The sequence below is a fragment of the Desulfuribacillus stibiiarsenatis genome, assembly GCF_001742305.1.
GTDB lineage: Bacteria > Bacillota > Bacilli > Desulfuribacillales > Desulfuribacillaceae > Desulfuribacillus_A > Desulfuribacillus_A stibiiarsenatis.
Map to the genome: position 1 here is coordinate 374,332 of NZ_MJAT01000001.1, position 26,371 is coordinate 400,702.

The 26,371-nt window shown below is 39.2% G+C and carries 33 protein-coding genes, 1 pseudogene and 1 riboswitch; of the genes and pseudogenes, 30 read left to right on the forward strand and 4 right to left on the reverse strand.

Features of this window, described 5'->3' with window-relative positions:
• Window positions 1-25: 25 nt before the first annotated feature.
• From BHU72_RS01705 to BHU72_RS01730, 7 genes and pseudogenes are all read left to right on the forward strand, one after another.
• A complete protein-coding gene (locus BHU72_RS01705) occupies window positions 26-553 on the forward strand; it encodes a hypothetical protein (protein ID WP_069700875.1) in 528 nt (175 codons plus the stop codon).
• A 273-nt stretch (window positions 554-826) separates the two neighbouring features.
• Window positions 827-1,174: a tautomerase family protein gene (locus BHU72_RS01710; protein ID WP_069700933.1), complete on the forward strand. Its 348-nt coding sequence runs from the start codon at window positions 827-829 to the stop codon at window positions 1,172-1,174.
• 174 nt (window positions 1,175-1,348) lie between these two features.
• Window positions 1,349-1,786, forward strand: a complete 438-nt coding sequence (locus BHU72_RS01715) for a hypothetical protein (RefSeq protein WP_069700876.1) — start codon at window positions 1,349-1,351, stop codon at window positions 1,784-1,786.
• Between the two features lie 103 nt (window positions 1,787-1,889).
• Window positions 1,890-2,084 carry a DNA-directed RNA polymerase subunit alpha C-terminal domain-containing protein gene (locus BHU72_RS01720; RefSeq protein WP_069700877.1) on the forward strand — a complete coding sequence of 65 codons (195 nt, stop codon included), beginning with the start codon at window positions 1,890-1,892 and terminating at the stop codon, window positions 2,082-2,084.
• A 74-nt stretch (window positions 2,085-2,158) separates the two neighbouring features.
• Window positions 2,159-2,695, forward strand: coding sequence for a hypothetical protein (locus BHU72_RS15310; RefSeq protein ID WP_083248187.1), 537 nt, complete (start codon window positions 2,159-2,161; stop codon window positions 2,693-2,695).
• Between the two features lie 13 nt (window positions 2,696-2,708).
• A pseudogene (locus BHU72_RS01725) lies at window positions 2,709-3,125 on the forward strand (dihydrofolate reductase family protein); the annotation flags it as partial.
• Window positions 3,126-3,241: 116 nt separating this feature from the next.
• The gene (locus BHU72_RS01730; RefSeq protein WP_069700878.1) at window positions 3,242-3,796 is read left to right on the forward strand and encodes an NUDIX domain-containing protein; all 555 of its coding nucleotides are present in this window, start codon (window positions 3,242-3,244) and stop codon (window positions 3,794-3,796) included.
• A 218-nt stretch (window positions 3,797-4,014) separates the two neighbouring features.
• On the opposite strand, the gene BHU72_RS01735 is transcribed toward BHU72_RS01730, so the two are convergent.
• The gene (locus BHU72_RS01735; protein ID WP_069700879.1) at window positions 4,015-4,419 is read right to left on the reverse strand and encodes a pyridoxamine 5'-phosphate oxidase family protein; all 405 of its coding nucleotides are present in this window, start codon (window positions 4,417-4,419) and stop codon (window positions 4,015-4,017) included.
• Window positions 4,420-4,516: 97 nt separating this feature from the next.
• Window positions 4,517-4,942, reverse strand: a complete 426-nt coding sequence (locus BHU72_RS01740; RefSeq protein ID WP_069700880.1) for a MarR family winged helix-turn-helix transcriptional regulator — start codon at window positions 4,940-4,942, stop codon at window positions 4,517-4,519.
• Between the two features lie 258 nt (window positions 4,943-5,200).
• Between BHU72_RS01740 and BHU72_RS01745 the strand changes: the two genes are divergently transcribed.
• The 8 genes from BHU72_RS01745 (at window position 5,201) to BHU72_RS01780 (ending at window position 8,422) form a co-directional block, all read left to right on the forward strand.
• Window positions 5,201-5,560, forward strand: a complete 360-nt coding sequence (locus tag BHU72_RS01745) for a winged helix-turn-helix transcriptional regulator (protein WP_069700881.1) — start codon at window positions 5,201-5,203, stop codon at window positions 5,558-5,560.
• 104 nt (window positions 5,561-5,664) lie between these two features.
• A complete protein-coding gene (locus BHU72_RS01750) occupies window positions 5,665-6,093 on the forward strand; it encodes a pyridoxamine 5'-phosphate oxidase family protein (RefSeq protein ID WP_069700882.1) in 429 nt (142 codons plus the stop codon).
• Window positions 6,094-6,108: 15 nt separating this feature from the next.
• Window positions 6,109-6,336: a pyridoxal-phosphate dependent enzyme gene (locus BHU72_RS01755; RefSeq protein WP_141709216.1), complete on the forward strand. Its 228-nt coding sequence runs from the start codon at window positions 6,109-6,111 to the stop codon at window positions 6,334-6,336.
• On the forward strand, window positions 6,320-6,910 hold the full coding sequence (locus BHU72_RS01760) for a DUF4256 domain-containing protein (RefSeq protein ID WP_069700884.1): 591 nt from the start codon (window positions 6,320-6,322) through the stop codon (window positions 6,908-6,910). The genes BHU72_RS01755 and BHU72_RS01760 overlap by 17 nt, the downstream gene beginning before the upstream one ends.
• Before the next feature lie 8 nt (window positions 6,911-6,918).
• Window positions 6,919-7,317 (forward strand): hypothetical protein, encoded by a 399-nt coding sequence (locus BHU72_RS16065; RefSeq protein ID WP_069700885.1) that lies wholly within the window; start codon window positions 6,919-6,921, stop codon window positions 7,315-7,317.
• Complete coding sequence (locus BHU72_RS01770) at window positions 7,307-7,684, forward strand: MmcQ/YjbR family DNA-binding protein (protein WP_069700886.1); 378 nt, start codon at window positions 7,307-7,309, stop codon at window positions 7,682-7,684. The genes BHU72_RS16065 and BHU72_RS01770 overlap by 11 nt, the downstream gene beginning before the upstream one ends.
• Window positions 7,681-8,136, forward strand: coding sequence for a GNAT family N-acetyltransferase (locus tag BHU72_RS01775; protein WP_069700887.1), 456 nt, complete (start codon window positions 7,681-7,683; stop codon window positions 8,134-8,136). Before BHU72_RS01770 ends, BHU72_RS01775 begins: the two co-directional genes overlap by 4 nt.
• Before the next feature lie 94 nt (window positions 8,137-8,230).
• Entirely contained in the window at window positions 8,231-8,422 is a 192-nt protein-coding gene (locus BHU72_RS01780) for a hypothetical protein (protein ID WP_069700888.1), read from the forward strand.
• An 80-nt stretch (window positions 8,423-8,502) separates the two neighbouring features.
• On the opposite strand, the gene BHU72_RS01785 is transcribed toward BHU72_RS01780, so the two are convergent.
• Both BHU72_RS01785 and BHU72_RS01790 read right to left on the reverse strand, forming a co-directional pair.
• Window positions 8,503-9,894, reverse strand: a complete 1,392-nt coding sequence (locus BHU72_RS01785) for an alanine/glycine:cation symporter family protein (RefSeq protein WP_301553469.1) — start codon at window positions 9,892-9,894, stop codon at window positions 8,503-8,505.
• Window positions 9,895-10,054: 160 nt separating this feature from the next.
• Window positions 10,055-10,255, reverse strand: coding sequence for a DUF1858 domain-containing protein (locus BHU72_RS01790; protein WP_069700889.1), 201 nt, complete (start codon window positions 10,253-10,255; stop codon window positions 10,055-10,057).
• Window positions 10,256-10,447: 192 nt separating this feature from the next.
• Here BHU72_RS01790 and BHU72_RS01795 point away from each other — a divergent pair, with 192 nt between their 5' ends.
• The 15 genes from BHU72_RS01795 to BHU72_RS01865 all read left to right on the forward strand — a co-directional run.
• On the forward strand, window positions 10,448-11,197 hold the full coding sequence (locus BHU72_RS01795) for a hypothetical protein (RefSeq protein ID WP_069700890.1): 750 nt from the start codon (window positions 10,448-10,450) through the stop codon (window positions 11,195-11,197).
• Window positions 11,198-11,264: 67 nt separating this feature from the next.
• Window positions 11,265-11,352: riboswitch (SAM riboswitch) on the forward strand.
• Between the two features lie 251 nt (window positions 11,353-11,603).
• On the forward strand, window positions 11,604-12,335 hold the full coding sequence (locus BHU72_RS01800) for a vitamin B12 dependent-methionine synthase activation domain-containing protein (RefSeq protein WP_069700891.1): 732 nt from the start codon (window positions 11,604-11,606) through the stop codon (window positions 12,333-12,335).
• A gap of 93 nt (window positions 12,336-12,428) precedes the next feature.
• Complete coding sequence (locus BHU72_RS01805) at window positions 12,429-14,876, forward strand: homocysteine S-methyltransferase family protein (protein ID WP_218076073.1); 2,448 nt, start codon at window positions 12,429-12,431, stop codon at window positions 14,874-14,876.
• 144 nt (window positions 14,877-15,020) lie between these two features.
• Window positions 15,021-15,896, forward strand: coding sequence for a methylenetetrahydrofolate reductase (locus BHU72_RS01810; RefSeq protein ID WP_069700892.1), 876 nt, complete (start codon window positions 15,021-15,023; stop codon window positions 15,894-15,896).
• 100 nt (window positions 15,897-15,996) lie between these two features.
• Window positions 15,997-17,787, forward strand: a complete 1,791-nt coding sequence (gene uvrC / locus BHU72_RS01815) for an excinuclease ABC subunit UvrC (RefSeq protein WP_141709224.1) — start codon at window positions 15,997-15,999, stop codon at window positions 17,785-17,787.
• Between the two features lie 151 nt (window positions 17,788-17,938).
• Window positions 17,939-19,366 carry an aspartate ammonia-lyase gene (aspA, locus tag BHU72_RS01820; protein WP_069700894.1) on the forward strand — a complete coding sequence of 476 codons (1,428 nt, stop codon included), beginning with the start codon at window positions 17,939-17,941 and terminating at the stop codon, window positions 19,364-19,366.
• A 307-nt stretch (window positions 19,367-19,673) separates the two neighbouring features.
• A complete protein-coding gene (locus BHU72_RS01825) occupies window positions 19,674-20,294 on the forward strand; it encodes a succinate dehydrogenase cytochrome b558 subunit (protein WP_069700895.1) in 621 nt (206 codons plus the stop codon).
• A 16-nt stretch (window positions 20,295-20,310) separates the two neighbouring features.
• A complete protein-coding gene (gene sdhA / locus BHU72_RS01830; RefSeq protein ID WP_069700896.1) occupies window positions 20,311-22,050 on the forward strand; it encodes a succinate dehydrogenase flavoprotein subunit in 1,740 nt (579 codons plus the stop codon).
• Between the two features lie 14 nt (window positions 22,051-22,064).
• Window positions 22,065-22,814, forward strand: a complete 750-nt coding sequence (gene sdhB, locus BHU72_RS01835) for a succinate dehydrogenase iron-sulfur subunit (RefSeq protein WP_069700897.1) — start codon at window positions 22,065-22,067, stop codon at window positions 22,812-22,814.
• 131 nt (window positions 22,815-22,945) lie between these two features.
• Entirely contained in the window at window positions 22,946-24,073 is a 1,128-nt protein-coding gene (locus tag BHU72_RS01840) for an ethylbenzene dehydrogenase-related protein (protein WP_069700898.1), read from the forward strand.
• An 84-nt stretch (window positions 24,074-24,157) separates the two neighbouring features.
• Window positions 24,158-24,571 carry a hypothetical protein gene (locus BHU72_RS01845; protein ID WP_069700899.1) on the forward strand — a complete coding sequence of 138 codons (414 nt, stop codon included), beginning with the start codon at window positions 24,158-24,160 and terminating at the stop codon, window positions 24,569-24,571.
• A 75-nt stretch (window positions 24,572-24,646) separates the two neighbouring features.
• Window positions 24,647-25,252, forward strand: coding sequence for an HD-GYP domain-containing protein (locus tag BHU72_RS01850; RefSeq protein WP_069700900.1), 606 nt, complete (start codon window positions 24,647-24,649; stop codon window positions 25,250-25,252).
• Window positions 25,253-25,298: 46 nt separating this feature from the next.
• A complete protein-coding gene (locus tag BHU72_RS01855; RefSeq protein WP_069700901.1) occupies window positions 25,299-25,649 on the forward strand; it encodes a sulfite exporter TauE/SafE family protein in 351 nt (116 codons plus the stop codon).
• Complete coding sequence (locus BHU72_RS01860; RefSeq protein WP_176720373.1) at window positions 25,649-26,044, forward strand: sulfite exporter TauE/SafE family protein; 396 nt, start codon at window positions 25,649-25,651, stop codon at window positions 26,042-26,044. The genes BHU72_RS01855 and BHU72_RS01860 overlap by 1 nt, the downstream gene beginning before the upstream one ends.
• Before the next feature lie 131 nt (window positions 26,045-26,175).
• The coding region (locus BHU72_RS01865) for a LuxR C-terminal-related transcriptional regulator (RefSeq protein ID WP_083248196.1) at window positions 26,176-26,371 on the forward strand (196 nt) is incomplete at its 3' end.

Sequence of the window (26,371 nt, forward strand, 5' to 3'; positions counted from 1 at the left end):
GAACAGATTTAGGAGATGAAGTATTGTGAAAAAATTTAAGAATTCATTTATTATGATTAGTTTATTATTAATATTATTAGTTTTAGCATCTTGCCAAAATAGTATGATACAAGAGCCAGCCATTAAAATATTCTATGATTCTGAAGAACTAAAGCCTATTTATTATGGAGATAGAAATAATAAAGATAAAGAAGATATTGAAGACGTGATAAAAAATGTTATGGTTGGTAAAAGATTTCTTGATTTGCCAAAAATTTATTTTGGAGAAAAAATTGAAATTGAAGCTCTGAATTTTAAAACAACTGAATTTGAAATTTATTATTATATTGTAGATGAAAGAGGCAATATTGTTTCTGACTATGACATAAATCCACTTATTTTAACTTCAATAGAAGATGGAAATCCAGAATTTATATTTGAGAAAAGAGAAGACTTGGAAAAATATTATAATTATATGGTCGAAGACAAATCCATATATTGCTTATTGATTAGAAGTAAGATAAATAAATCTTCTTTTGCATTCGCAACACTTGTATTAGGTCAGAGTAGATAATAATTATTTTTAGTTAACTAGTTTTATAATTAAGTCGCATTCTTTATAAGATGTTCAGTAAATGAAAAGTCAATCTAGACGCTATCGTCTTTGCAGCTCTACACTAGGGGTCGTCTGGCATCAATTAAGAACGCAGTAGTAAGAGAGCGGTAGGAATAGATGCAAGAAGTGATGCGGTGATGTTATTAATGATTGCTACTTTATTATTTGGATACACAAAGATTTCAACTGGAGGGGTAAGCATGGATTACGATATCAAGACAATAAAAATTGATGATGCTTTTATTTCAAATAGATGCAATTCATTTATGTGTAGTTGAGGCATTTGAATATCCTGGAGATAAAAGGTTTCATAGATTTTTTCCAATGAAAGAAGATGATTTTTATTTTGAATCGGATAGAAGTGAGAATTATACGATAATTGAAATAAGCATATTTGAAGGCAGAAGAAAGGAAACCAAGAAGAATTTATTGAGATTATTATTTGAGAGAATAGAAAAAGAACTACATATAGCCCCTAAAGATATTGAAATAACTATTATTGAAATTCCTGCAAGTAATTGGGGAATAAGAGGAGTTACAGGAGATGAATTAGCTTTAAATTATAAAGTAGATGTTTAAAGGTTATGACTCGAAATCAAGGTCAAAAGCAAGACAGATACGATCACATAACACGAGGATTGCGGATCCGGCTGTGCCCTTTACCTAACTTGTCGATTGTCATGCCTTTTGCTAATAGTGTTATATGAAGAGATCTTTATAATACGTAAAACTTTTTATTTTAAGGAGGAAAATATGAAAGAAATTCAATTCTCAATAGAAATAAATGCCTCTAAAGAAAGAGTCTGGACAACTCTTTGGGAGGATGTAACATTCCGTGACTGGGCAAATATTATTGATGAAGGCACCTACATGAAGGGAGCAATGAAAGAAGGTAATGAAATCCAGTTTATATCATCTGTAAATGGTTACGGTGTGACAAGTCTGATAGAGAAACTTAATCCGAATGAATTTGTATTATTCAGGCACGAAGCAGACACAAAAGAAAGTGGACAGCAGGAACGCGAAAAAGAGTGGACTGGTGGGACAGAAAGATATTCCCTTACCGAAAAAAATGGAGTTACTACATTAATTGTTAAAACTGATGTTCCACAAGAACAAGAAGAAACATTTAATATCAGGTTTCCCATAGCTCTGGAGCGTATAAAAACTCTAGCGGAAAAAATACAATAAGAATCTAATACTAATGATGAAGAAGGAAAGTCTATCATAATGAGTGAGAACGAAAAATATTTTTCATTCTCACTCAGCTACGCTTCGGTGAGGAGGATAAAACATGGAATATGAAGATTTTTTGGACAAGTTATCTAATCCAGCAAGAAATGCACTTGAATACGAGGGCATTAATAATTTTGAAAAATTAGCATCATTGAGAAAAAAAGAATTGCTTTCAATACATGGAATCGGCCCAAAATCTCTGCCGATAGTTATTGAATGTTTAAATAATGTAGGGATGAAATTGAGAGAATAACAAGGAAGAATTGTCGAATGGAGGAACATATGGTACAACGCCAGTCGATAATTACGCGCCATGGAGGGTTTTGGATGAACAATAGACCGAAAAGTGTATTAGAGTTCATTTTAATAATATCATTGGTATTTAACACGGCATATTTTCATTCCTACCAATCGCAGTTAGCCTTTGAAAAACGTAATAACTATTACCTACTTAACATCATATCTAGTAACACCATTTCGATTGCACGTTCTTTGGAATATTTAAAAGATGATTTAAATATAGAGGGACAAATTCCTGCAAATAGACTTGATAACTGGAACAGTGTTTTAATGCTTAGTCGTGATCTTGTTTCTATCACAAATCAAGTGCAGAGAAAACACATGAAAAATTTCAATCAAGAATTTTTAATTCTAGAACAATCCCTTGATGTAAGTGCGTTCCAAATTTATCAATTAAATAAAAAATACATCAATCAACAATCGTTTGATGAGAAAGACATAATCCAATTAGAAACATTAGCTAAAATCAATAGAATAATATATGAATTTATGATCCTTAAAGATAACAATATTGCTTTTAAACCGGAATTTATCAATGAAATCAATGAACAATTAATCGAATAAATAGTGAGAATTTTATGTGCAGAAAAGCTATGACTTATGGGGACAATTTACTCCAGAAACTGAATCTACTAATACTGAAAATGAAATTTGGGGACTAATTCATAGTAAAGAGAAATATGTGTTTTCCAGAACTCAAAAAGGGACTGATAATAAAGCAATATTCATAAATGATAATATTCTTGAAGAAATAGATGAATTAAAGAATAAGCCAGGTAAAGACATCTGGCTATATGGTGGAGCAAGTCTTATTACAACTTTTATTAATTCAGGACTTGTTGATGAATTTAGATTATCTGTTCACCCTGTTGTTTTAGGGGAAGGAAACCCTTTGTTTATTGGTATAAAACAGCGTTTGAATTTAAAAATGGTTGATACAAGAAGGTTCTCCTCGGGCGTTGTGCAACTAATCTATCACTTGAACGGAAAATAATATATTGAAAGAAACAGTCAAAAATCTGACAACCATTTCAAAGGAAAAGCAAAAAGAAGGTAAGGTTGTTTTATTCAATGAAACTTTTATGGAGTTACTAGAAAGGAAATAGAATAATGAAATTACTTAATAAAATGGTATGCCCTAGCTTAACTAATAGCGAAGGTGTCGGATTTAAACGTATTGCAGCAAGAGCCATCGTCACAAAGGGTTCGGAAATTCTGTTGATGTACACGAAGTGTTATAATGATTATAGCTTTCCGGGTGGTGGAGTTGATTCACATGAAGATCTTCACCAAGGTCTTAAGAGAGAACTACATGAAGAAACGGGCGCTATGGATATACGAATCATTTCAGAATTCGGTTACATTGATGAGACTCGCCCATATTATAAACCGGAATACGACTACATGCATATGCTATCTTATTTTTATTTTTGTAGTATAAGTGACGGTTTCGGAGAAGCTAAGTTAGAAAATTATGAAATATCCAATGGTATGAGTGCTGTTTGGATTGATATCAATGAAGCGATAGCTCATAACAGGCAGGTAATTGCTAATAAGGAAAATTCGATGGGGTTGTCTATTCAGCGCGAGACATTTGTTCTCGAGGAAGTTGCTAAATTAATCGATCAGAACGCTATTAATCAGTGCGTGCAATATATAAGCTAAGGTGCTGGTTTTTAAGAAAATAACATATGGATTAAAATTACTAAAACTCAAACAATAGAACGCTCTTGTTTGAGTTTTGTTTTTTATTATCACTGTATGTATGATAACTTTATTCCCTTAACCAATTATCGATCTTCCAGAGGCAGATTTTCCAATAAAGGGTATTAAAGGTACAAGGAAAGAAATATTTTCGGAAATCAGATGGAGATTTTATTGGCTTAGAACCTGAAGGTTCTAGGTGGTTTACCAGAGAAATCAGCAATGGTAGACTCAGCATCTTCCAAGTAGAATACTTCAAATACTGGATTATCAGGTGTCTGATAAATAGAGCGAACTAAATCATTGCTTTCAATGATTTTCTTTTTTATGTTCAAGTCATTCGAAAAAACCGCCTTACCAAATAACCTGATCCATGAGAAATCTTTAGACATAGAAGAAAACTCTACATATGGCTGGTTCTGAATTTGAGCATATACATCTTTTTGATTGGATGTGCAGAAATAAACTTTACTATCTTTCTCGAACATAAATTGAAATGGACGAACCCGTGGATAACCGTTCATATCAACAGTTGCTAAATATACTACAGGGTTATCGGATAAAAATTTTACTGTTTCGTTCATAATTATTGCCTCCTTAGGATTTAGATATAAATCGCGAAAAAAGTTTGACATCAAACTATATGTGTTTAATTTATGGGGCTATAATAATAGCCCCATGTTAATCGTAATTTTGAATTATCTTAGTGAGTATTATTGCTATCGTTTCTTTTTCTGTGGGGGAAAGATCCTTTAGACCAGTCTCGATTAGACTTTTAGAAATTGCTTCAAAAGATTCCTTAAGCTCTCTACCTTTATCTGTAAGTTTTACGAAGCTTACCCGATGATCATCGTAAGAGGTGAAACGCAGAACATAACCGAGTTTTTCAAGCTTGGTTACCAGAGCAGTCAGTGTTGACTTGTCTCTTCGAATAGCGCTTGCTAAATCCTTCATGGTCATTTGCTCAGCATTAATAAGAGCAAAAAGGATGCTTCCATGGGCAGGAACAAGCTCTTGTAAGCCATGTTTTTTTAGTTCTTGTTTAAGGAAGGTATTAGCTACTGCCCTTGCATTTGAAATAAGTGAGATTATATTATTTGTTTTCATGTTTGAATTATAGTTTGATATCAAACTAATGTCAAGAGAAAATTTTATAGAATATTAATTGTACTCCTATTGTACTAAATCGTCTGCCACTTTTTCCTTTTTTAGCAGGATATACACATATAAAAATAGAAATAATAACCAATAAAGTCGCGAAAAATATTAAAATAGCAAAAATGACATTTAGGGCAACTAGGTCCTTTTTTATTCTGTAATAAAGATATTGATTCATATCATTGGAGGAAATCGGGGTGAATTCCATTGAAAATCAGAGAAGAATATACCTGCCCATTAGAACTGACACATGATATTACAAAAGGGAAATGGAAACCGATTATATTATGGCAGTTAAGACTTGGCAACACATCACTTGCAAATCTTGAAAAGAATATACAAGGAATTAATCAAAAAATGCTAATAGAACAATTAAAAGAACTTTTGGAGTTTAGAATTATAGGTAAAAAGACATTTGATGGCTATCCACTGAAGGTTGAATATTATTTAACAGATCGTGGGAAAAAGGTGCTTGAAGCGATTACAATTATGCAAAATATAGGAATCGAACTTATGAAGGAAAACGGATTGGAAAATGTGCTAAGAATAAAAGGAATTATTGATTAAGATATAATACCCACAAAAAAGTGTGTAATTTACGGTTATGATTTGAAATATTAGAATTAATACATAAAGTTCGTAATAAGTAAATTCACAAGGAGGGCGTCACAATGAAAGAAGTAGAGAAAACAATAGGGAATTTAATTGACAAAATAGGAGTTTCTTTTATCGGGTCTGTAGATGATGAAGGATTTCCAAATATGAAAGCTATGTTACCGCCACGAAAAAGAGAGGGAATCCAGCATATTTATTTTACGACTAACACTTCGTCTATGAGAGTAAGACAATACAAAGAAAACTCAAAAGCAACGGTATACTTTTGTGATAAGCGTTTTTTCAGAGGTGTGATGTTAAAGGGGACTATGGAGGTGTTGGAAGATAACGATTCAAAGGAAATGATTTGGCGTGATGGTGACACAATGTATTATCCATTAGGTGTAACAGATCCAGACTATTGTGTTTTAAAATTCACAGCATACAAAGGACGGTATTATAGCAATTTTAAATCGAAAAATTTTGATGTGATATTTAAAGTATAGTGTTGAACACAGATAATGGCGGGTGAGGAAATCATGAATAATTCAACAGCAAAATATCCTGTTTCTGCAGAATTAGTAGAAAGTGGTAACGACTTTGAAGAATCCGCAAAAGTGGTCGAAAAACTTAGTAAAGAAAAAAACTTATATTATATTCATGCAGCAAATGAACCGCATTTAATTAATGGTGTTGGAACAGAATTCTTAGAAATAATTAACGATTTACCAAATGTTGATACAGTTTAAGAGGGGAGATCATATCGTGAATAAGGAATTATCATTAGAACAACGAGAAGAACTACTCGGAATATTGAAAGATCGTTTTGAGAAAAACATGAGCCGCCACGAAGGGCTTGAATGGTCTAAAGTACAGGCTAAGCTAGAAGTTAACATTGAAAAACTGTGGTCGCTTAGTGAAATGGAACGAACCGGCGGGGAACCAGATGTTGTAGGTCTTGATAAAGATACGGACGAATCCACATTTTATGACTGTTCAATGGAAAGTCCTAAAGGCCGCAGAAGTGTTTGTTATGACCGTGAAGCACTGGAGTCAAGGAAAGAACATAAACCAGAAAATAGTGCGATTGAAATGGCTGCTGACATGGGCATAGAGCTTTTAACGGAAGACCAATACCGCGAGCTACAGAAACTGGGAAATTTCGATACGAAAACATCGAGCTGGGTAAAGACACCTGATAACATTAGAAAACTAGGTGGGGCAATCTTTTGTGATCGTCGCTATGACACTGTCTTTATGTACCACAATGGGGCAGAATCCTACTATGCTGCCAGGGGTTTCCGTGGCGCGCTAAGGGTTTAATTAGATATATGGATCAATATACAAAAGAAGATTTAGATGAGACGCTACAAATTGTTTCGTCAGTCATCAATCGATGCGAAAAAACACAGCCAAAGTTTGCAGAAGGAACCACCCATCACACACTCCTCAAGAACAGAATTAAAGCATTATCCATTTCTAAATCATTGATAACAGACAATAAAGATATTGATATGTACACAAAAGAAGAATTGCTAGAAGCAATACGACCTATAGCTTCAATTATCAGCAAATGTGAAAAAGCTCAGCTGAAATTTATGGAGGGTACTTCTCATCATACCCGCTTTAGGAAAATGATAAAAGCAATGTATATTTCGAAATCATTGGTCACAATGAAGTTAGGTGCTAGAAACAAAAATCCAGAAGGAGGAATTATAGATGAAGTATGAATGGATGGATGAATATTTTCTTTCGAAGAAAGGGGCGCTCAAGGACTTTAAGGAAGAGTGGGGTGCAACCCGATATCTCATTGGTGGGAAAATGTTTGGATTACAAGGGACTGATAATACAAATCGAGAAGTCATTACGGTAAAATGTGAGCCATTATTCGGACAACTTTTAAGAGACCAACATGCAAATATAATACCAGGATACTATATGAATAAAGAACATTGGAACTCTGTATATCTAGACGGAGAAGTTCCAGATGATGTGCTGAAACAAATGATCGATATGTCATACGGACTGATTCTCAAGTCTTTAAGTAAGAAAATGCAAAAAGAGATACTAGAAGGTTCTGAGGTAAGCTCAAAATGACAGATACATATAAAATACGAAAAGCTGAGCAGACTGATATTCCTTGCTTAGTCAACCTACTCGGTATTCTATTTTCTATTGAACATGACTTTACTGTTGATCGATATAAGCAACAGCAAGGGCTTGAACGAATGCTAGCAGACCCAGAGCGTTGTTGTATTATGGTTTGTGAGCGCAATCATCATGTCATCGGAATGTGTACAGCCCAATTCGTTATATCTACTGCTGAGGGTGGGCTATCTTCCATTATTGAAGACCTCGTGGTAGAACAAGAGTATAGAGGAAGCGGTGTTGGGAAGAAACTGCTAAATGCTGTTGAAGATTGGTCCTTGAAAAATGGTGCAAAGAGGATTCAACTAGTAGCAGACAAGAACAATACCCCTGCTTTAGATTTTTATAAGAAAAATGGATGGAATGCAACGCAACTGATTTGTTTGCACAAAAATTATTGAGTTACAAACAGTACATACTGAATAACACTCGTGTATAAAGCTTGCTAGGTGGATAAGATAGTAGGGAAATATCTGGAGCCGGAGGCCACCTTACATGAAACTAACGCCTATCCAAGTAGCAATCGTTGCGATTCAAGTGACAGCGATTAGCATGAATTTATTTACGATCTTTATTACACAAGTCGATGATTACATGCGCCACTGGATTAATATTGTTTTAATCACTGCAATGATGATTTTAACTTTTGCCGCATCCAGTGAAGGTCGTAAGATACAAAGAAGATGACCCGACAAATATTAAATGTCGAGTCATCTTTTCATTTAATTTAATTTAATGTTATTAAGTATCCTTCCAATGTTGAAGGATTACGCCTCAACTTCAGCCTTTACTTCTTTCTTACGTTCATCTCTTGTCTCATTTAAGAAACGGTTGGTTTCAGCAACTACCACACCACTTAATCCAAGGAGTGCAATTAAGTTCGGTAACGCCATTAAACCATTCATTACATCAGAGAAATTCCAAACAAGCTCAAGTTCAGCCACAGCGCCTAAGAAAATTGCTGCAACGAAGATGTAACGGTAGAAAGGTACAGCCTTTGTACCAGCCAAGTACTCTAAGCACTTCTCACCATAGTAGCACCAGCCTAAGATGGTAGAGTAAGCGAATAAGATGATACCAATTGCAACGATATATTTCCCGATTCCTGGTAACGCCATGCTGAATGCGCTAGTTGTTAGTGCAGCACCAGTCTCACCATTGCCAAGGACTCCAGTCGTTAAGATTGCTAACGCTGTAATCGAACATACAACGATTGTATCAATGAAAGTTTGCGTCATACTTACAAGTGCTTGTCTTCCAGGGTAATCGGTTTTAGCGGCAGCAGCAGCGATCGGCGCACTACCTAGACCAGCTTCATTCGAGAATACCCCACGAGCTACTCCGTAACGAATGGCAGCACCGATACCACCACCAATCGCAGCATCCGCAGTGAAAGCATACTTGAAAATAGAAGCTAAAGCTTCAGGAATCGCAGTAAAGTTAATAAATAATACAATAAGTCCACCTGCCACATAGATAGCAGCCATAATTGGCACTAAATATGATGTTACTTTTCCAATGCTCTTAATTCCACCAAGTACTACTAATGCAGTAAATGCAACTAAAATAAGTCCTGTAACCCAAGGGGCGATATTAAATGTTCTTTCCACTGCAGCAGCTACTGAATTCGATTGAACCATATTCCCGATACCGAATGCTGCAATAGCACCGAAGATTGCGAATAAGATTCCTAACCACTTCATACCAAGTCCTTTTTCGATGTAGTACATCGGACCACCTGACATTTCACCTTTTGCGTCAGTTACACGATACTTCACCGCAAGAACTGCTTCTGCATATTTCGTTGCCATACCTACAAGACCAGTCATCCACATCCAGAAAACGGCACCAGGTCCACCCCAGAAAATCGCTGTTGCTACGCCGGCAATGTTACCAGTACCGATCGTTGCAGCAAGTGCAGTAGTGAGCGCTTGGAAATGAGAAATATCTCCAGGGCTGTTCTTGTCCTTTGTGAAAATTAACTTGTGTGCATAAATCAGCTTCCTAAACTGTAATCCTTTTAAACGGATAGTTAAAAAGATTCCAGTACCAACAAGTAGAAACAGCATTGGAGGACCCCAGACGATATCGTTTATCGCGCCGAGAAATTCCAATGCCTGTTCATTAAATGCTTGAAAAGCACTTTTGATGGATTCCACGTTTTTCATCTCCTATTCTTTTTATAAAACTTACCTAAAGAAATATCTCATTAATATATCTATAGATACCCCACCCAATATAGTACTATATTTTGAATATAGTCACAATGCAAAAAATCCGCCAAAGGGCGGATTTTTTTATATGTAACCGTGTAATGAATTACTTTTTAATTGCTGCGTTAAGATCAGCTACTAGTGTGTCTACGTCGATACCGTGAACAGCAGCGCCTTGAGCGATGTTCTCGTATCTAGCCGCAGAGCAACCTACGCAACCTAAGCCATGACTCATAAACACTTCAATAGACTCAGGGAACTTTTGAACCACTTCAGAAATAGTCATCTGTGCATTGATTTCAGCCATATTATTAATCCTCCTAATATCGTATTCGCTACATCAAAATTCATTTTACAACACAACCGATGCAAATACAACCTTTCAATAGGTTGTAAGCTGTAATTTTGCTACATTTATATGGTATACTAATGCTTATAAGATTATTAGTAATTTTACATAGATTTTTATTTCTCATTTGATGTAATGGAGGTTTTACATATGAAAGCGTTAGTGGTGTTGAATCCAAATGTATCGAAACGTTTAATTGGAAGAGCAGTGAGCCAACTTCCAGAAGTGAAGAAGGCTTTAGAGGATGGCCGTGTGATTATTGCAGGAGGTACAACCAACGGCTTTGTTGCAGAAGAAATTACAGGAAAAAGTATAGAGAAAGCCTACTATACGGCGGGCATTGTATCCGCTGGAAAAGTTACAACAACGGATGATAGTAAACGTTTGAAGCCGATTTCACTCGTCAAAGGGGAAGAGTCCACACTTCCTTGGAATGATGTGTTAACGGATTTTGTGGCAGGCGATATCTTCATAAAAGGCGGCAATGCTGTAGACTTAGAAGGAAACGTGGGCGTCCTTAGTTCTGATCGCAGAGGTGGCACGATTGGCCTAGCGTATGGTCCTGTGATTGCAAGAGGCGCACAGTTTATCTGTCCAGTAAGTCTTGAGAAATTGATTCCTGATGTACTCACAGCTTCTATTGAGTTAGGACAAGACACTTTAGACCTTGTGGCAGGACTTCCAGTAGGCCTTATCCCAGTTCCAAATGCAACAGTGATTTCAGAAATTGAGGCATTTGAAGTGTTATACGGAATCTCCGCAACCCACGTGGCGTCCGGTGGCGTCAATGGCTCTGAAGGTGCAGTTACGATTGTACTTGAGGGTGACGAGCAGCAGGTCAAGGAAGCCTTTCAATATATTGAGTCCATTAAAGATGAAGCGAAAATTGTATTAGACTAATTTTCCATGTTGACATATGAATAGTGGTATTGTACCATGTTCTAAAATATATATCGATATTGAATGAATCTTATCGAGAGTAGGTGGAGGGACTGGCCCTATGAAGCCCGGCAACCGGCAGAATGCTGCACGGTGCCAATTCCTGTAGATGAGAAAGAGTCCGTAAACCAAGCCTCTTTCTATAGAGGCTTTTTTGCATATAAGGAAGTATAATTTTCTTATCATAAAGAAAACTTAGTTCAGATGGAGTTTTTGCTCCACCTGAACTCTAGTTGCACTTATTTCGAAGCTTGGCGGCACTTTCTCCCACTTATAGAAGTGGGAGTATTAGTAAACGCCGCTGAGATAAATAAATTGCGTGCTTTGCTAGAGTATTTCCAGACTTCTATCTGAAGGGGTTGAAATCATGATATTTTCCCATGTTCCGATTACAGTAAACCGTAGTGAAGTCGTGCGCTACCTCGGTTTTAAAAAAAATAAGTCTGAATCTTCTGATGAAATCAATTCCCTGCTTGATTCGATGATTCAGCAGTCCAAATATCTTATTACTCCACAGGGCATCATTACCACACTGGCAATCACTGATAAAGATCCGGAGCAATGGAAAATGGAATGTGATGGCGGGAAGTATGTAATTGTAGGGGAGAAGATTTATAAGCATCTAGAAACCTGCGAAAAGCTGACGCTCATGACGGTAACTATAGGTGAAGCGATCGACCATGAAATCGACGAGCTATTTACCAAGAATGAACCTACTAAGGCGTTGGTATTAGATGCGATTGGATCTGACTCTGTGGAGCGAGTAGCCGATTACGTGAACGACTACGTGATCAAAGAAGCGAAAAGAAAAGGCTACGATACGCGCTTTCGATTCAGTCCTGGGTATGGCGGTTGGTCGGTCGAGCATCAGAGAGACATAATAACCTTTTTACAAACAGATCAAATCGGCGTGAGGATTACCGAGTATTGTCAGCTCATTCCTAGAAAGTCTGTCACGGCACTGATTGGATGGTTCCCTAAACAGGAGCAAACACTACTTAACGAGCAGCAAAATACGAAACAGAACATTCAGCAAAACACAGAACAGAACAAATGCAAACGGTGCGATTCTGCAGAGTGTGACTTTAGAGAAAAGTAATTGGATATATGAAAGATTGATGTATAACGTATATATAGTTTCATTAAGCTAGCATTTGAAATAATGTACGATTCGATAAGGAGATGATTTCTGTTGGAACATTGGTTAACGAGTTTTCTTAAGACAAATATCTTAATTTTTGATGGGGCAATGGGTACGCAGCTTCAAAGCAGAGGCTTTCCAGTGGGCGGTTGTCCCGAGAGCTGGAATTTAGAAAACCCGGATGTGATCACAGAAATCCATCGCAAATATTTCGAAGCGGGAAGTAACGTTGTTACGACCAATACATTCGGTGGGAATCGCATTAAGCTTGAGGAGTATGGCCTTGAGGACCAGCTTGAAGAGATTAACATGAAGGCTGTTCAATGTGCGAAGAATGCGACTTTCCAAGAGAATCAATGGGTAGCAGGCTCCATGGGCCCTACGGGTAAATTTGTTGACCCTCTTGGGGAAACAACCTTTGATGAAATGTACGAGATTTTCAAGGAGCAAGCCATCGCCTTAGAAAAGGGTGGCGCAGATTTATTAATTATAGAAACTTCTGGCGATATAGGGGAGATGCGTGCCGCTGCTCTAGCAGCTATAGAGAACACGAAGATTCCTGTCATTTCTTCTTTAACATTTAATGAAGACCAACGCACATTTACAGGAACTGATCCTCGAAGTGCTGCCATTATATTAGAACGTATGGGCATTGCCGCCATTGGGGCGAACTGCTCTGGCGGACCGAAAGAATTATTAGAGACTTGCAAAATCTTTGCAGCTAACACGAACCTTCCAATTATAATACAACCGAATGCTGGCCTTCCGAAGTTAGTCAATGGACAAACCGTCTTTGATGCAACGCCACAAGAAATGGCTGATTATGCGGTGCAAATCGTCGCGGCAGGTGCCAATATTGTTGGGGCATGTTGTGGGAGCTCACCTGAGCATATTGCAGCAATAGCAAAGGCTGTCGAAAGTGCAGTGCCACAAGCGAGAAATCATTCCTTTGGCTTACGCATAGCAAGTCGTACGAAATCTACAGAGATTGCTGCGAAATTAGCTCCAGTGGCAGTCGGAGAACGGATTAACCCAACGGGCCGAAAGCCTTTATCTGAAGAGATTCGCGCAGGGAAGATGGACTTAGTTCGGAAAGAAGCCATGGAACAAACGGAGGCAGGCGCTTCAGTACTGGACGTAAACATGGGTGTGCCGAAAATCGACCAAGTAGAGGCAATGAAAATTGCAGTCAATCGCATTCAAACGTTAGTCGATACACCATTGATGCTAGATAGTACAGATCCTGCCGTTCTTGAAGCGGGACTTAAGCAATATCACGGAAAAGCACTGATCAATTCTGTCAATGGCGAGGAAAAAAGTCTAGAAGAAGTACTACCGCTTGTGAAGCGTTTTGGAGCATCCGTCGTGGCCCTTGCACTAGACGATGATGGACTACCAGAATCAAAGGAAAAACGCATAGAAATCGCTACGAAGATTGTCGAGCGCGCTAAAGGGTTCGGGATTCCAGCGAAGGATATTATCGTTGACTGTTTAGTACTAACAGCAAGTGCCCAACCTGAAGCAATTGGACAAACCTTACAAGCAATCACAGAAGTAAAAGCAAAGCTTAGCGTAACCACCATCTTAGGCGTAAGTAACGTTTCTTTCGGATTACCGAAACGTCCTCTTATTAATAGAACATTCTTTGCTATGGCATTAGGGGCTGGCCTTGATGCGGGTATCATCAATCCATTAGATGCGAACATGATGATGACGTTGAAGACTAGTGCTGTTCTCGCAAATCGTGATCCACATGCAGCGAATTACATTGAATGGTCACAATACTTTGAAGACCAGACAGGCGAAGTGAAATTCGCCCAGAGAGATAATAAGAAAAACGCAGATATCGAGCAAATCGAAGATATCTTTGAGCAATTGAAACAAACCGTTATCACAGGCGACAAAGAAAACGTTGTGGCTAGACTTGAAAAAGGAATTAATCAAGGGAAAACAGCGATGGAATTACTGAATCAAGGTCTCATCCCAGGGATTGAAGAAGTTGGAGATAAGTTTGGTAAGGGGATTTTCTTCCTACCACAGCTTATGTTAGCAGGCGAAACAATGACTGCAAGCTTCGGATTCTTAGAGCCAGAACTGAAGAAATCAGGGTCGAAGAAAATAGCGAAGATTATTCTAGCAACTGTAAAGGGAGATATCCACGACATCGGGAAAAACATATTAAGTGTTTTACTCGCCAATCATGGCTTTGACGTCATTGATCTAGGTAAGAACATCGACACTGAAGATATTATCCAACGTGCCATCGATGAAAATGCAGAAATCATTGGTCTCAGCGCACTGATGACGACTACAATGACGAGAATGCCTGAGCTGATTGAAAAGGTGAAAGAGCGCAATATTCCTGTGAAGGTAATTGTCGGTGGTGCTGTGGTTACGAGAAGTTATGCCAATGAGATTGGTGCGGATGGATATGCGAAGGATGCAGTAGAAGCTGTACAATTATGTAAAAACTTAATTAGCAACCTACAAGTGAATTAACACCTGAATCAAGACAATATAAGAGTGACATTTATTATTAACCGCTACTTCCAATGAATGCGATAATTCAATTTATACATTTAATATAGAAGTGATAGAAGGAATTTACTCAAAAGTTACTATAGAGAGCCGAGGAGATAGAAGATGAATACATTCAGTTTACGAGATAAGTTGAGAGCAGGAACCTTTGTAGTAACCGTAGAGTTAGAACCACCAAAGGGTGCAGATCCAGATCCAACATTAACGAAAGCTAAGAAGTTATACGGTACCGTTGATGCAGTCAATATTGCAGATAGCCCAATGGCTACGATGCGTATGAGTCCAATCGCTTTGTCGCATATTTTGCAAAAGGACGTAAATATGGAGGCGATATTCCATTTAACGTGCCGCGATCGAAACCTCCTTGGACTGCAATCTGAGTTATTAGGAGCGGCTGCTCTAGGGGTCCGCAATATTTTAACGCTCACAGGTGATTCACCGAAACAAGGGGATCATCCCGATGCGTCAGGGATTTTTGATGTCAATTCTGTCGGGCTTGCCAAGATTGCAAAGACCTTAAATGAAGGCAAAGACTTGTCTGGAAAAGACCTGAATAAACCATCAGATTTCTTTATCGGAGCAGTAGCCAATCCAGGTGCCGATGATCTCGATGATGAAATTCGCAAAGTCAAAGAGAAAATTGCTGCTGGTGTTGAATTCTTCCAAACTCAGCCAGTATTCGACATCGAAACAGTCCTGACATTCGAGAAACGCTTAGCAGAAGAGAACATCACGGCGAAGATTTTATACGGAATTTTGCCGTTAAAGAGCTTTAAAGTTGCGACTTACCTCAACGACAAGGTGCCAGGCATTCGTATTTCCCGAGAAATAATGGATCGTGTCGAAGCAGGGGGGCAAGTAGCAGGTGTTGCCATAGCGAAAGAGCTATACCACGAACTTAGAAAATTGTCGATTGCCGGCGTTCACATCTTCCCAATTGGCGACTTGAACATGGTTCATACAATCCTTGATATAGAATAATGAAGAGACACTAAATAATGAAGAGACAATAAATAGTGACGAAATACTAAGGTCGATAAGGCTACAATTTTTACTATGTGAATTGCTGGGAGAAGGTGAAATCGTGAACCTACAAGAGAAACTATCGTTACTTCCTGCAAAGCCAGGCTGCTATCTAATGAAGAATGATGCTGGCGAAATCATATATGTCGGGAAAGCAAAGGTTTTGAAGAATCGTGTGCGTTCCTATTTCACTGGAAGCCATGATGAGAAGACACAAAGACTCGTTGCGAACATCACAGACTTTGAATACATTATCACCGACTCTCCGACGGAAGCATTAATTTTAGAGTGTAATTTAATTAAGCAATATAAGCCACAATACAACATCCTTCTTAAGGATGATAAGACATATCCCTATTTGAAAATAACCAACGAAACACATCCGCGACTCGATGTCGTGCGCAAAGTGCACAAGGATCACGGGAGATATTTCGGACCTTATCCAAGCGCCCAGGCAGCCCACGAGACGAAAAGGTTATTGAGTCGAATTTATCCGTTGCGTAAGTGCAAAACGATGAAGAACCGACCTTGCCTCTATTTTCACATGGGACAATGCTTTGCTCCATGCAACGAAACGGTGGATGTTCAGAAATACGAGTCAATCGTAGCTGATATAACGCGGTTTTTAAAAGGTGATTATCGCAGCCTTTGTAATGATTTAAAGGACAAGATGCATAGAGCATCCGAGGCTTTAGACTTTGAACGGGCGAAGGATTTTCGGGATCAAATAGCAGCGATTCAAGCGATTATGGAAAAGCAGAAGATCATCCTAACAGATAACCTTGACCGTGATATCTTTGGATATTATGCGCAGAATGGTTGGATGTGTGTGCAGGTCTTTTTCATGCGACAAGGGAAATTGATTGAGCGTGATGTCAGCTTGTTTAAGCATTATGGGGAAGAGCAAGAAGATTTTATGTCTTTTGTGAGCCAGTATTATCATGAGAATCATGCCTTGCCGAAGGAAATTTTACTACCTGAGATGGACGAGAGCCTGCTTTTAGATGATGCCCTCGCTCTGGAAGATTGGCTATCGATTAAAGTCAAAGTACCACAACGCGGACCGAAAAAGGAACTCGTAGAACTGGCGAGTAAAAACGCACGAGTAGCTGTGGAAGAACGATTCTTATTTCTTGAAAAGGACTTCAATCGCACCCACAAAGCCATTGAAGATATCGGAAACGCCTTTAATATTGAGATTCCAAAGCGCATTGAAGCATTCGATAACTCGAACATTCAAGGGACAGACCCAGTGTCGGCGATGGTTGTCTATATCGATGGTAAGCCAGCACGTAAGGAATATAGGAAGTATAAAGTGCGAACCGTAGAAGGTGCCGATGATTACTCGACAATGCGAGAGGTCATTCGCAGAAGGTACATGCGCGTATTAAAGGACAACCTACCGTTGCCAGACCTAATTGTCATCGATGGTGGGAAAGGCCATATCTCAAGCGTTATAGACGTACTAGAAAATGAATTGGGACTCGATATTCCAATCTGTGGTTTGAAGAAAAATCGTGAGCATAAAACAGAGCAGATCCTTTTTGGTAAAGAAGCGCAAGTGATACCACTGGAACGATCCAGTGAAGCGTTCTACCTTTTACAACGCATCCAAGAGGAAGTACATCGCTTCGCGATTACCTTCCACCGTCAGACCAAGAGTAAGAATACCTTTACATCAGCCTTAGACAATATTAAAGGTGTCGGAGAAAAGCGTCGGAAAGCTCTTCTGAAGCACTTCGGATCCCTGCAGAAGATTCGCGAAGCATCCGTGGAAGACTTTCGTCAAATCGGCATCGGCGATGTTCTCGCCAAGCAGATTATAGATGCATTAAACGACAAACCGTAGCCTTATTTACTTGTAACATTATTCACTTGTAACGACTTCATTCTGAGGTCGTTTTTTTATTACAATGGATCTCTCGTATTAGCTAGTCTCATATAAAATTACAATTTGGGGAATTGTAAAAGCATACATTACTGGAAAGAAGGTCGAACTCATGGCAGTCGAAGTTCATCACAGAATTGAGAAAGACTTTTTAGGGGAGAAGGAAATCCCATTAGATAAATACTATGGAATCCACACCGTACGCGCTTTAGAGAACTTCCCGATTACAGGATATAATATCCATCAATCGTTGATTGTATCATTAGCTGCTGTGAAGAAAGCCGCAGCACTGGCGAATATGGATGCCGGTCACTTAGATACTGTACTAGGACAGGCAATCGTAAAAGCTGCTGGCGAAATTATGCAAGGCAAACTACACGACCAATTTGCTGTTGACCCAATCCAAGGTGGGGCAGGGACTTCCTTAAACATGAATACGAATGAAGTCATCTGCAACCGCGCCCTAGAAATCATGGGAAAGATGAAAGGCGACTACGAATCCTTACATCCGATTAATCATGTCAATAAATCGCAATCCACTAACGACGTTGTACCGACAGCAATCCATATAGCCGTCATTTATATGCTCGATATGCTGTTAGATACAATAGAGGATTTATATCAGGCATTCCAAGATAAGGCGAAGGAGTTTGACTCCATTTTAAAAATGGGCAGAACACATCTCCAGGATGCTGTTCCAATTCGTCTTGGTCAGGAATTCGAAGCGTATGCGGCGGTGATTTTCCGTGATATCCAAAGGATTCAACGCACCCAGCAGCACCTCTTGAATGTGAACATCGGAGGAACTGCTATCGGTACGGCGATTAACACAGACCATGTGTACCTAGAGCAAGTACTTGCTCATTTGCGAGAAATTACAGATTTGCCACTAGAAAGAGCGGATCATCTTGTCGATGCAACGCAAAACACTGACAGCTATACCGAGGTTTCTGCCGCACTGAAAATCTGCATGGTGAACATGTGTAAGATTGCTAATGATATTCGTTTTATGGCATCGGGGCCGACAACGGGACTATCAGAGATTAAAGTTCCAGCGCGGCAGCCAGGTTCTTCGATTATGCCTGGAAAAGTAAATCCTGTAATGGCAGAGTTAATCAATCAGGTGGCGTATCAGGTCATGGGGAACGATACGGTGATTAGTAATGCTTCGAGTGCCGGTCAATTTGAGTTAAACGTGATGGTGCCAGTGCTGTCCTTTAATTTAATTCAATCGATTCATATTATGAATCATTCGTTTCGTGTGTTTACCGACTACTGCGTAGAGGGAATTCAAGCGAACATGAAACACCTTCAAGAATTCATTGATAAGTCTGTTGGTATTATTACAGCAGTTAGTCCATATATTGGTTATGAGAAGGCTTCCATGATTGCCAAGGAAGCAGTGAAAACTGGTAAGTCAGTGCAAGAGTTGTGTTTAGAGCACCATGTATTGAGCAAAGAGGAAATTGATTCCTATTTGGATCCGTACCGAATGACGAACCCAGACATAGACCTAAATGAACAAAAAATCAAACACTGATTTAAAGGGCTGTAGGTTATTGACTGGTGCTTAGGGTAGGTGTAATATAACACATAAGAAAACGAAAAATTCTGATATAGAAGGAGGATTTGGGGAGGAGTCTGGCGATAGATACAGATACGCCACTTTTTTTACTGCTTTTTTGGGGAAGTTTGTACAAGTTCTATATTAGTAGTTTTTAAGTTTTAAAGAGATTTTATCAGCATTTAAGAGTTTGTTGTTAGAATTTAAAGAGTTTTAGATTAAGAGTTTAATGAAATTAGTAGTTTTGTAGTTTGCTTGAAAAACGGGAGGAGGAACCTTTTGCATGGAACGCGGTAATCATTTTTTATTACGAAAAGTACATTCTTTATTAGGCGTAATTCCATTGGGAATATTCTTAATGGAACATTTTTATGTAAATTCACTAGCACTTAAAGGTCCTGAAACTTATGATGCGATGGTTAATGGATTCATGGGGCTAATGACTTTACCATACTTTATCTTTGTTGAACTATTTGTCATTATTTTCCCACTATTACTTCACGGAATCTATGGTATGTACATAGTCTACCACGCGCAATACAACGTGGACCGCTATGGCTATGGACGTAACTGGGCTTTCGTTTTACAAAGAGTTTCTGGTGTTATCATGTTTGTATTCTTAATCTGGCACGTATGGCATTTAAGACTATCTCATGTAGTATACGGTACGCCTATTAACTTTGAATCTATGGCAGCTATCGTTGCCAATCCGTTCTCACTAGGCTTTTTCATTCTAGGAATTATCGCAACTGCTTATCACTTTGCTAATGGTTTATGGGGTTTCCTAATCACTTGGGGAATTACTGTAGGACCAAGATCGCAACAGCTAGTAGCAAAAGCTACAATTGTTCTGTTCTTCGTACTTTCTTTTGTTGGAGTACGCGCGATCTTAGCTTTCGTATAGGAGGGGGACTTACAAGATGAGTAAACAAAGATTAATCGTTGTTGGTGGCGGACTTGCTGGCTTAATGGCAACAATGAAAGCCGCTGAAGCTGGAGTACCTGTTGACTTAATATCACTATGTCCTGTAAAACGCTCTCACTCTGCTTGTGCTCAAGGTGGTATCAACGGAGCTGTTAACACAAAAGGAGAGGGAGACTCTACTTGGGAGCACTTTGACGATACGATTTATGGTGGAGACTTCTTAGCGAACCAACCGCCAGTAAAGGAAATGTGTGAAGCAGCGCCTGGAATCATTCACTTAATGGACCGCATGGGCGTAATGTTCAGTCGTACGCCAGAAGGATTAATAGATTTCCGTCGTTTCGGTGGAACAAAGCGTCACAGAACAGCTTTCGCGGGTGCAACCACTGGACAACAGTTACTATATGCTTGTGATGAACAAGTACGTAAGCATGAAGATGCTGGCCTTGTAACGAAATACGAAGGTTGGGAAATGGTATCTGTAGTATTAGACGACGAGCAAATCTGTCGCGGGATCGTTGTACAGAGCCTAACTACTATGGAATTTAAGACATTTAAAGGGGACGCTGTAATTCTTGCTACTGGTGGACCTGGAATGATCTTTGGAAAATCTACTAACTCAGTAATCAATACTGGTGCTGCTGTTGGTGCTGCTTACCTACAAGGTGCTTACTTTGCCAATGGTGAGTTCATTCAAATTCACCCTACGGCGATTCCTGGAGACGACAAGCTTCGTCTAATGTCAGAATCTGCACGTGGTGAAGGCGGACGAGTATGGACATATAAAGATGGCAAACCATGGTACTTCCTAGAAGAGAAGTATCCTGCATACGGAAACCTAGTGCCTCGTGACATTGCAACTCGAGAAATTTTCGATGTGTGCGTGAATCAGAAGCTAGGAATCAATGGCGAGAACATGGTTTACCTTGACCTTTCTCATAAAGATCCGAAAGAATTAGATCGTAAACTTGGTGGTATTATCGAAATCTACGAAAAGTTCGTAGGAGAAGATCCACGTAAATTGCCAATGAAGATATTCCCAGGCGTTCACTACTCAATGGGTGGAATCTGGGTAGACTTTAACCATATGACGAACATCCAAGGTCTATTCGCTGCTGGAGAATGTGACTATCAATACCACGGTGCAAACCGTTTAGGTGCGAACTCGTTATTATCTGCAATCTATGCGGGTATGGTCACAGGGCCTAAGGCAATTGAATACATGAAGGGTGTTAAGAAGTCTGTAAAAGACATTAGCGAGTCAGTATTCGAAAGCTCCCAAAAAGCAGAAGAGAAGAAAATGACGGATATCTATGCGATGAACGGTAAGGAAAACCCTTATCAGTTGCATAAAGAACTGGGCGATGTATTAACAGAGAACGTGACAGTTGTTCGTTTCAACGACAAGTTAGCGGCTACGGATGTGAAGATCCTAGAGTTAATGGAACGTTATAAGGACATCAACCTAGAAGACTCAGTGAAGTGGAGCAACCAGTCGGCAGTATTTACTCGTCAATTGAAGACTATGCTTGAATTAGCACGAGTCATTACAATTGGAGCGTTAAACCGTAACGAGTCACGTGGTGCACACTACAAGCCTGAATTCCCAGATCGTGACGATGAGAACTGGTTAAAAACAACAAAAGCGAAATATACAGCAGATGGACCAATGTTTGAGTATGAAGAGGTTGATATTTCACTAATCAAACCTCGTCCACGAAAATATGAGGCTTAAGGGGGCGAATGAAAATGGCTCAAGAATTTATCCATATAATCGTTGAACGTCAAGATAATCCTGAGGGAAACACATATACAGAAGAATTCAAGGTTCCTTACCGCAAGAACATGAACGTAATCAGTGTTCTTATGGAAGTTCAGAAGAATCCAGTAAACGCAAAAGGTGAGAAATCTAAGCCTGTGGTTTGGGATTGCAACTGTTTAGAAGAAGTTTGTGGTGCTTGCACAATGATTATTAATGGCAAGCCACGCCAAGCTTGTACTGCTCTGATTGATCAAATCGAGCAGCCTGTGCGTTTAGCTCCATTATCATCATTCCCGTTAATTCGTGACTTAATGGTTGACCGTCAAGTGATGTTCGATAGCCTGAAGAAGGTTAAAGCATGGATTCCTATCGACGGTACGTATGAGTTAGGGCCTGGACCACGTTTGGCAGAAAGAGAGCGCGAATGGGCGTATGAGCTTTCAAAGTGTATGACTTGCGGTTGCTGTATGGAAGCTTGTCCGAACTTCAATGAGCGTTCGAAGTTCATGGGACCTGCTCCAATCAACCAAGTTCGTCTTTTCAACGTTCACCCAACAGGTGAAATGCACAAGGAAGATCGCTTAGAAGCAATCATGGGACCTGGTGGAATCACTGACTGTGGTAATTCTCAGAACTGCCTAAAGGCGTGTCCGAAGGAAATCCCTTTAACAACTTCTTTAGCGGATCTGAACAAACAGACAACAAAGCACGCGATTAAGAGTTTCTTCAATCGCTAAAATATTAAACAGACAACCTAGTCTTGTACTAAGACTAGGTTGTCTGTTTTTTGCTTTAATAGTGAATAACAATCTTGAATTATGTAACACTAAGTTTTAAGTAAGCAATATAATTCTTGGAGGGTTTATCAATGGGCATTTATAGAATTAAGCATCTATTTTTATGCTGTTTCGTAATCCTAATAATTGTAATTGCGGGTTGCGGTTTACAAGCGGACAAGGTTCCACCAGTGGATCAACCAAATGAGGACGAAATCCCAGAAAACACGCTAGTAGCAATAAAAGCTAATAAAGCCCCTACGATTGATGGTGTAAGTGAAAACGTTTGGGATCAAGCACCTGAATTTCAGGTTTCATTATCTGGCGGGGCTATGCTACAAGGGGGAACAGGTGGTAAATTTGATGATGGCAATACAGAAGTAGGAATAAAGGCGTTATACGATAATCAAAATATTTATATGCAATTTGTGTGGGAAGACTCAACAGAATCTTTAGCAAGAGGACCTTGGATCAAAGAGAATGGTAAGTTAGTTTTAAAGCCGTATAATGAATATTACGAAGATAAATTCGCAGTGTTATGGAATATCAACGACTCAGTCGCAGGGTTTAACGAGCAGGGGTGTGGGGTGACTTGTCATACCACAGAATTCAAAGCAGAGAATGGTTCGCCAATTATCAAACATTACACGAATGCAGAAAATGAGATTCTTGACATGTGGCATTGGAAATCTGTTCGTCAGAATACTGTATTTGGACCTGACAAACCTGGCTTGATGCATGATCAGCAAATGGTTAACACAAGATTTAATCCTGAAGATCCAGCAACAAAAGGCGCTGGTCGAAAAGCCGACCCTGGGGAAAAGGAATATAAAGTTAACGCAACAGAAGATAAATCTCAACCTTTATATGTATTTGATGGTGAAGTGAAAAATGGTAATCCTTATGTTATTGTAGAAGGTATCGATAACAGAAAAGAATACACTTCCGCATATTTGGCTCAAATGAAGGAAGGCGATTTTATTCCTGGAGCAATTTCTTTCCAAATTACTGGTGATCCTGCGGATATTGCAGCAAAAGCAAAATGGGAAAATGGAGTATGGACAATGGAGATTCAACGTAAATTAGTAACAAATTCAGACAAAGATATTGCTTTTAATGACTTAAATAAAGAGTACTTCTTTTCAGTTGCTGCCTTCGATAATAGTCAAATAGGACATGCATTTCAAGCTGGAGTACAGAAGCTAATTTTTAGACAATAATGTCTTATAGAAGCTAGGATATTGAATATAGGAACCTGAGCCTGTTTTATAAAGGCTCAGGTTTTTAATTAAGGAGGGAACAGTATGTACTATCATGGGATTAAGGCGGAATATCTACATGTGCATTATCCGATTATTAACCCGATACGAACAGAACAACGGAAAAGCCCAACCCAGTTAAGGGACGGACTAAACCTTAAGAGACGCTTTGGCTTTGAACCTGTACATCTATTAGAATGCTCGGAAGATTACCCGCGCGGACACTGCTTGCGTTCCTGTAGTACATTTGGTGATACAATCTTCGTATTTGATACGATAGAACTGCCAATCCTGATTTTAAGCTCCCATGAGCGTGGTGTATCGCATTTAGATTTGAGAAAAGCAAGATATTGCTATATTACTTCTGTAGATGCAGCTCGCCATGTACGCGCGTGGCTGCCGAATTTGCCAATAAAGATTGACTTACTCCTAGAACGTAATACAATAGAGAAAACTTAGTTCAGATGAACTTTTGTTGCACCAATTTTGGCGGTAGGATAAGGTAATATTTAATATGTACTAGGAGTGACATTCTTGAATTTGCGTACTTCCAGAGTAATGCAATTATACTGGGCACTGATTGCCCCCTTAGTGAAACTTGACCACCAATCGATTCGGCACGAGCTTTCGAGCGAGGAATATCGGCTATTCTTATCGATGTCGAAGATTGACCAGTACCATTCGTTTCGTGTATATCAGACAGTTCTTCGTTTACTAGATGGTTATGAGTCTAGTGATGAATGCAATCATCACAGAAATACGAATTTTGACACGAAGCATGTAAGTGCTTTGAAAAAAGCTGCACTGTTGCATGATATCGGACGCAAGGATGGAGATTTGCCCATTCTGCAAAAGGTATGGGTCGTCGTGCAGGATTATCAGTTGAAAAAAAAACCTGCTTCGGAACAGCGAGCAATCAAACAGATGATTTTCGAAACCGAGCAGCCTCCTTATCGATTTACCTACTATTTTCATCCACAGAAGTCGAAGAAACGCTTAGAACAGATAACCGACGATGCTACCTTGTTATTCCTCGTAGAACAGCATCATACATCGATAGAACAGTTACACAGTGAAGGCTTTTCCGAGATAGATGTGTGTTTATTACAATTTTTACAGCGCGCAGATGAATTAAATTGACCCTTTTCCCCATAATAACAATATGGATAGGAAAAGGGGTTTTTTCATGAAACGGGGATTATCCGTAGTAATTGGCTTTATTACCGGAATCGTCAATGGATTACTTGGTGTGGGGGGAACAATTTTAGTCCCTGCTATGATTTATTTTTTGGACACGGATCGGCGACATTCGCACGGCACAGCGCTGTTAATTATTTTCCCTACATCCCTAGTGAGTACCTTTGTCTATTATCAGAATAATAATGTAGACATCAACCTCGCTTGGAAACTGGCTATTGGTGGCATCGTAGGGTCGTATATCGGCGCTAAGGCATTACGGAAGCTCAAGATGACATGGGTGAAACGTATTTTTGCAATCGTGATGATTGCTGCTGGGATTCGGATGGTGATGGGCTAATGGATACAATGATTGTTGTGATTATCAGTATTGCAATGGGATTTCTATTAGGGCTTGGTGTTGGTGGTGGGAAATTACTCATACCAGCACTTGTATTGTTACTAGGTATCACTCAGCAAATCGCACAGGGTACCACTTTAGCGGTGTTTCTGCCAATCTCCCTGATTGCCATCATAACCCATATGCGTGAGAAGAATATGAGCTACACCCACGCTCTGTATCTGGTGATAGGTAGTGTCGTGGGCGCATACTTAGGAGCCAAGATTGCATCGAATATTGATACAGACCACCTAAGGAAGATCTATGGGGGATTCATGCTCATCATTGGAGCATACGAAATGGTTAGTAAAGATCCTAAGACTCGCTTGCATTACAAAAAGCCGAAAGAAGCTTAGAAATTTCATAATAATTCTAAGAATGTAAAGCACCCCGAATATCCCTGCTACATAGTATAAAATTAGGCTTAGGCTTGAAGCCTAAAATACAGGATTGTCGCACCCCTCATTTAATATTGACATATTATATGATGACTGTATCCTTAGCTTCCTGGTACCTTGAGCCGTGCAGGAGGGGTAGCATTGTGAAAAACAGAAAAGACAGACCATTATTGACCAACCGTGAGCGTGAAGTTTTTGAACTACTAGTTCAAAGCAAAACCACAAAAGAAATTGCAGACTTACTATTCATTAGCGAAAAGACCGTTCGTAACCATATATCGAATG

Coding starts and splice junctions, on each gene's coding strand:
- BHU72_RS01710 (WP_069700933.1), top strand. CDS start 827: ATGATGCTTTTATTTCAAATAGATGCAATTCATTTATGTGTAGTTGAG.
- BHU72_RS01715 (WP_069700876.1), top strand. CDS start 1,349: ATGAAAGAAATTCAATTCTCAATAGAAATAAATGCCTCTAAAGAAAGA.
- BHU72_RS01720 (WP_069700877.1), top strand. CDS start 1,890: ATGGAATATGAAGATTTTTTGGACAAGTTATCTAATCCAGCAAGAAAT.
- BHU72_RS15310 (WP_083248187.1), top strand. CDS start 2,159: ATGAACAATAGACCGAAAAGTGTATTAGAGTTCATTTTAATAATATCA.
- BHU72_RS01730 (WP_069700878.1), top strand. CDS start 3,242: ATGAAATTACTTAATAAAATGGTATGCCCTAGCTTAACTAATAGCGAA.
- BHU72_RS01735 (WP_069700879.1), bottom strand. CDS start 4,419: ATGAACGAAACAGTAAAATTTTTATCCGATAACCCTGTAGTATATTTA.
- BHU72_RS01740 (WP_069700880.1), bottom strand. CDS start 4,942: ATGAAAACAAATAATATAATCTCACTTATTTCAAATGCAAGGGCAGTA.
- BHU72_RS01750 (WP_069700882.1), top strand. CDS start 5,665: ATGAAAGAAGTAGAGAAAACAATAGGGAATTTAATTGACAAAATAGGA.
- BHU72_RS01755 (WP_141709216.1), top strand. CDS start 6,109: ATGGCGGGTGAGGAAATCATGAATAATTCAACAGCAAAATATCCTGTT.
- BHU72_RS01760 (WP_069700884.1), top strand. CDS start 6,320: ATGTTGATACAGTTTAAGAGGGGAGATCATATCGTGAATAAGGAATTA.
- BHU72_RS16065 (WP_069700885.1), top strand. CDS start 6,919: ATGGATCAATATACAAAAGAAGATTTAGATGAGACGCTACAAATTGTT.
- BHU72_RS01770 (WP_069700886.1), top strand. CDS start 7,307: ATGAAGTATGAATGGATGGATGAATATTTTCTTTCGAAGAAAGGGGCG.
- BHU72_RS01775 (WP_069700887.1), top strand. CDS start 7,681: ATGACAGATACATATAAAATACGAAAAGCTGAGCAGACTGATATTCCT.
- BHU72_RS01780 (WP_069700888.1), top strand. CDS start 8,231: ATGAAACTAACGCCTATCCAAGTAGCAATCGTTGCGATTCAAGTGACA.
- BHU72_RS01790 (WP_069700889.1), bottom strand. CDS start 10,255: ATGGCTGAAATCAATGCACAGATGACTATTTCTGAAGTGGTTCAAAAG.
- BHU72_RS01795 (WP_069700890.1), top strand. CDS start 10,448: ATGAAAGCGTTAGTGGTGTTGAATCCAAATGTATCGAAACGTTTAATT.
- BHU72_RS01800 (WP_069700891.1), top strand. CDS start 11,604: ATGATATTTTCCCATGTTCCGATTACAGTAAACCGTAGTGAAGTCGTG.
- BHU72_RS01810 (WP_069700892.1), top strand. CDS start 15,021: ATGAATACATTCAGTTTACGAGATAAGTTGAGAGCAGGAACCTTTGTA.
- aspA (WP_069700894.1), top strand. CDS start 17,939: ATGGCAGTCGAAGTTCATCACAGAATTGAGAAAGACTTTTTAGGGGAG.
- BHU72_RS01825 (WP_069700895.1), top strand. CDS start 19,674: ATGGAACGCGGTAATCATTTTTTATTACGAAAAGTACATTCTTTATTA.
- sdhA (WP_069700896.1), top strand. CDS start 20,311: ATGAGTAAACAAAGATTAATCGTTGTTGGTGGCGGACTTGCTGGCTTA.
- sdhB (WP_069700897.1), top strand. CDS start 22,065: ATGGCTCAAGAATTTATCCATATAATCGTTGAACGTCAAGATAATCCT.
- BHU72_RS01840 (WP_069700898.1), top strand. CDS start 22,946: ATGGGCATTTATAGAATTAAGCATCTATTTTTATGCTGTTTCGTAATC.
- BHU72_RS01845 (WP_069700899.1), top strand. CDS start 24,158: ATGTACTATCATGGGATTAAGGCGGAATATCTACATGTGCATTATCCG.
- BHU72_RS01855 (WP_069700901.1), top strand. CDS start 25,299: ATGAAACGGGGATTATCCGTAGTAATTGGCTTTATTACCGGAATCGTC.
- BHU72_RS01860 (WP_176720373.1), top strand. CDS start 25,649: ATGGATACAATGATTGTTGTGATTATCAGTATTGCAATGGGATTTCTA.